This window comes from Lishizhenia sp., assembly GCF_057456495.1.
Genome location: NZ_JBVCPV010000200.1, coordinates 1 through 4,926, shown reverse-complemented (window position 1 = coordinate 4,926; position 4,926 = coordinate 1). Strand labels below are relative to the sequence as shown.

Here is a 4,926-nt window from a genome sequence, read left to right as displayed (position 1 = left end):
ATTCAAGGATTCAAGGATTCAAGGATTCAAGGATTCAAGGATTCAAGGATTCAAGGATTCAAGGATTCAAGGATTCAAGGATTCAAGGATTCAAATTATATAAATAGTTCAAACCACAATTTTTAAATCTATCAAATTCTACAAATCCCGATTAACAAACGAAAATAGGTTCTTCAAGAAGGCTTTTGGCTTCGGTTCCACGATAGTACGACCTCACTCCCAAACCACTATCTTAGAAACCCTGTCTCCACTCGTAAATAAAAGCAGCAACCAAGGTTATCGAGCGGAGTCGAGATGAGCGCAGTCCAAGTTTCCAGATCAGCCACTACAAAAAGAAAACACCTTCAAACTATCAAATACTCAAATCTTCAAATCCTTCAAATCTTCAAATTGTTGAATTGTTGAATTGTTGAATTGTTGAATCAAAAAAAATCCCCACCACGTTACAACGCAATGGGGATTTTAATATCAATCGGTAAAAGTCTATCTCATTTTTGGAGACTTTCTTCTTCCTTTCATCATCATGGCTTGGCGCATCTGGTTTTTAGACGCTACCTGACCCATTTGATTTTTCATCATTTTAATTTGATCAGCCAACATGTTGTTCTCGTCTAATTTCTTAGCGGCAGACAACAAAGTTTGCGCTTCTTTCTTACGTCCAGTTTGCATACAGATACCCGCTAAGTGCATTTTACACATGGCTTGATCTTGCTTGGTACGTAAACCTAATGTTTGCGCTTTCAATAACATTTGCTCACTTTTAGCAAATCCTAATTCTTGTGCACCTAACATCGCTTGTAAGTAGATCACGTAAGCGTGCTGACTCTTCGGCAACATGTGTGGTGCTTTGATTCTTTGCAATGCTTTGTACGCTTTCTCTTTACTTCCTAAACGCATTTGGTAAAGGGCTATAATAATATTCTCGTTTCTAAAGAACGTCAACACTACCAATGCAGAGAACAATGTCATCACAATTCCCCATCCCCAGTAACCTGTTGCATATAAGGCAGCCGTTGATCCTAAAAATGCAAGGGCTACAATTACTCTTATTACAAATCCTATCATAATTAATCTTCTATGGTTGCAATACACTTCAATTCAATCGCAATCGGCGTAGGCAAGCTGCTGATCTCGCAAGTTGTTCTACACGGCTGGTTATCTTTAAAGTACTCCGCGTAAATTTTATTGTACGTATGGAAATCTCTTTTCATGTTCGTTAAGAAAACAGTAACATCTACTAAGTTCTCCCAAGAGCTTCCTGACTCCTCTAAAATTACTTTCACGTTATCGAATACGCTTCTACATTGCGCTTCGAAATCAAACTCCAAGTAATTTCCATTCTTATCCAATTTCAAACCTGGTACTGCAGAATCAGTAGCATCAGAACCTGCTGTTCTTGGCCCAACTCCAGAAAGGAATAATAAATTTCCAACTCTTCTGGCGTGTGGGTATAAACCTACAGGTTTCGGTGCTTTCGCAGTGCTAATTTTACTTTCACTCATCTTTTTGTTCTTAGTCAATTTTATCAAATCCTGTAAACGGTCTTAACGCTTCAGGTATCATAATTCCATCTTCTGTTTGGTGATTCTCTAACAAGGCAGCAACGATACGCGGCAATGCCAATGCAGATCCATTCAATGTATGACACAGTTGTGTCTTTTTATCTTCACCTCTAAATCTCAGTTTTAAACGGTTGGCTTGGAAAGTTTCGAAGCAAGATACAGAACTCACCTCTAACCATCTTTCTTGTGCAGCAGAGTATACTTCAAAATCATATGTAATTGCAGAAGTAAATCCTAAATCTCCTCCACATAAACGCAAAACTCTATAGTGCAGTCCTAACTTCTCCAACAATCCTTTGATGTGGTCTACCATCTCTACCAAAGCTTTTTCAGAATTCTTTGGGTGCTCTACACGTACAATTTCAACTTTGTCGAACTGGTGCAATCTGTTCAATCCTCTTACATCTTTACCGTAAGAACCTGCTTCTCTTCTAAAACAAGGCGTGTATCCTGTCATTTTAATAGAGAAATCTTCATTCGGTAAAATCACATCTCTGTAAATGTTCGTTAAAGGAACTTCTGCCGTCGGAATCATGTACAAATCATCCACGCCAATGTGGTACATCTGCCCTTCTTTATCTGGCAACTGTCCTGTACCGTATCCTGAAGCCTCATTCACAACGTGTGGAGGAATAAACTCTTCGTACCCTGCTTTATCTGCTTCCATCAAGAAGAAGTTAATCAAAGCACGTTGTAATTTCGCACCTTTTCCTTTATAAATTGGGAAACCAGCTCCAGTTACCTTTACACCTGTTTCGAAGTCAATTAACCCATACTTATCTGCTAAATCCCAGTGTGGTAAAGCATCAAAGTTAAACTGTACAGGTTCTCCAATTTCTTCAACAGTTACGTTGTCGTCTTCAGATTTTCCTGCTGGCACTATGCTTTGCGGAACATTAGGCACTTGGTACAACAATTCTTGCAAATCATTCTCCAAAGCTTCAACTTCCGCTTTCAAGCTTTTTTCGTTTTCTTTTAATGTAGCAGTTTTTGCTTTCGCTGCCTCCGCTTCATCGCGCTTTCCTTCTTTGAAAAGCATACCAATTTCTTTAGAAATTTTGTTCATTTCTGCAGCAATGGATTCCAATTCAGATTTTTTCGCTCTCCACGACTCATCTGTAGCAACAATATTGTTTACCACTTCTGTCGCATCTATCATACGCGTCTTCAACCCTTCAATAACAGCATCCTTATCTGCTCTAATTCTTGTAATCTCTAACATTGGTGTTTATTTTGATTGCGAAGATATGCATTCTCTCTTGCATTTCTTCTATATGGATAGTCCTATCCTTTACTTCTTTCTATTAAAAATATTTATTGGCCATCAAGTAGTTCTTCACGTAGTCTTCTACCCCTTGCTCCAAAGTGTGGAATCCTTTGCTATACCCTTGTGTGATCAATTTAGTCATGTCCGCTTCCGTAAAATACTGGTACTTGTCTCTGATATCCTCTGGAGTGTCAATAAAACCAATATTTTCTTCTCTGTTCATGGCTTCAAAAGTAGCTTTTACTAAGTCTAAGAAAGTACGTGCCTTTCCAGATCCTAAATTGTAAATACCACTTTCTACTTTTTCGTTCTTTAGGAACATACAGATGTTTACCAAATCCTTCACATACACAAAGTCTCTTTTCTGCTCTCCGTTTTTGTACTCTGGATTGTGCGATCTAAACAACTTCATCGCTCCCGTTTTGTTAATTTGGTGGTAAGCATGATATACTACAGAAGCCATACGACCTTTGTGGTATTCGTTGGGTCCATACACGTTAAAGAATTTTAACCCTGCCCAAAATGGAGGATGTGAATGTTGTTTCAATACCCACTCATCAAAAGTTTGCTTAGAATCTCCGTAAGGATTCAAGGGCTTTAATTGAGGAATAATTTTGTGGTCATCCTTATAACCTAACTCTCCCATTCCGTATGTAGCTGCAGAACTAGCATAAACCAAAGGAATCTGGTAGTGTGTACACCATCTCCAAATTTCCTTCGAGTACTCCACGTTCAATTCGTCAAAAATAGCTTTGTCAAATTCAGAAGTATCTGTTCTTGCCCCTATGTGGTAAACGAAATCTACTTCCTTACCATTTTCTTTCAACCAAGTTAAAAAATCGGCTCTAGAAATTTTAGCACCTATCGTTTTACCAGCTAAGTTGTGCGCTTTTTCCGTCTTAGAAAAATCATCAACAACCATTATATGTTCATGTCCCGCTTGGTTCAATTTAGAAACCAAAGCACTACCAATAAAACCTGCGGCACCTGTTACAACTATCATCTTTAATCGTTTTGCACAAAAATAAGTATAGATTTTAGCTAAAGAAATTATTTTCAAGGAAAGGCACTAGAAACTTTGGTCAACTTTTACTCAATCCTAAGTTTTAGGCAGTTTTTTTAATCCTTCATAAGGAATTAAAACCGCGCTTTGCTTTTCAAGCCTCCGGGCTTTCCCATCCAATCGCTAACTGGGTTCTTAGACGGTTAGAGGATTCAAGGATTCAAGGATTCAAGGATTCAAGGATTCAAGGATTCAAGGATTCAAGGATTCAAGGATTCAAATTATATAAATAGTTCAAACCGCAATTTTTAAATCTTTCAATTGTTGAATTGTTGAATTGTTGAATCAAAAAAAATCCCCACCACGTAAAACGCGATGGGGATTTTTGTAAAGTTTATCTTAAAATTAAGCTTGAGCTTCTTCAGCTAATTTCGCGAATTCGTCGAAAGTAACTTCTTTCTCAGTTAATTTAACTGTATCCTTAAAGTAAGCTGTTAACTTCTGATCAGCCAACATATCGTAAACTCTTTGAGCTTCTTCTTGGTTTGCTAATACCTTTTGAGATACTTCAGTCAATTCTTTATCTTCTGGAGCTGGCATTCCGTACTGAGCGTACTGTTGCGCCATCAATCCTTTCGTGTATTCTAAAGCTTCTGCTTGGTCAATCTTAATGTCGTTAGACTTAAAGATTTTCCCTTGGATCAATTGCCACTTCAAGTTCTCTTGGTAACCTTCGTACTGTGCTTCAATTTCTTCCATAGAAACTGGCTTGTCTTGTGGTTGTGACATTTGAATCCAACGCTTCAAGAACGTGTTTGGTAATTCAAATTCTGTTTTCGCTAACAAATCTTTAGTAATGTTACGCGCTAACAATCTATCGCTATCGTTACTCCAAACTCTTTCTAAGTCAGCAGCAATTCTTGCTCTTAATTCTTCTTCAGATTTGATTTCTCCTTCTCCGAATAACTTGTCAAACAACTCTTGGTTCAATTCAGCCAATTCCATTTGTTTGATTTCGTTCACTGTGAACTGGAATTTCTTAGACAAATCAGCTAATTCTTCTTCCTTCACACCTAACATTGCAGCAGTATCTT

5 protein-coding genes are annotated in these 4,926 nt (G+C 37.9%); all 5 read right to left on the bottom strand.

Features of this window, described 5'->3' with window-relative positions; all coding sequences use genetic code 11:
- Positions 1-483: 483 nt before the first annotated feature.
- The gene (locus AC22ZQ_RS12410; RefSeq protein ID WP_318959087.1) at positions 484-1,065 is read right to left on the bottom strand and encodes a DUF2892 domain-containing protein; all 582 of its coding nucleotides are present in this window, start codon (positions 1,063-1,065) and stop codon (positions 484-486) included.
- Positions 1,066-1,067: 2 nt separating this feature from the next.
- On the bottom strand, positions 1,068-1,502 hold the full coding sequence (locus tag AC22ZQ_RS12405) for a RidA family protein (RefSeq protein ID WP_318959086.1): 435 nt from the start codon (positions 1,500-1,502) through the stop codon (positions 1,068-1,070).
- A gap of 10 nt (positions 1,503-1,512) precedes the next feature.
- Complete coding sequence (gene serS / locus AC22ZQ_RS12400; RefSeq protein ID WP_318959085.1) at positions 1,513-2,784, bottom strand: serine--tRNA ligase; 1,272 nt, start codon at positions 2,782-2,784, stop codon at positions 1,513-1,515.
- Positions 2,785-2,866: 82 nt separating this feature from the next.
- Positions 2,867-3,832, bottom strand: coding sequence for an ADP-glyceromanno-heptose 6-epimerase (rfaD, locus tag AC22ZQ_RS12395; protein WP_318959084.1), 966 nt, complete (start codon positions 3,830-3,832; stop codon positions 2,867-2,869).
- 405 nt (positions 3,833-4,237) lie between these two features.
- On the bottom strand, positions 4,238-4,926 hold a 689-nt coding region (locus AC22ZQ_RS12390; RefSeq protein WP_486756243.1), incomplete at its 5' end, for a trigger factor.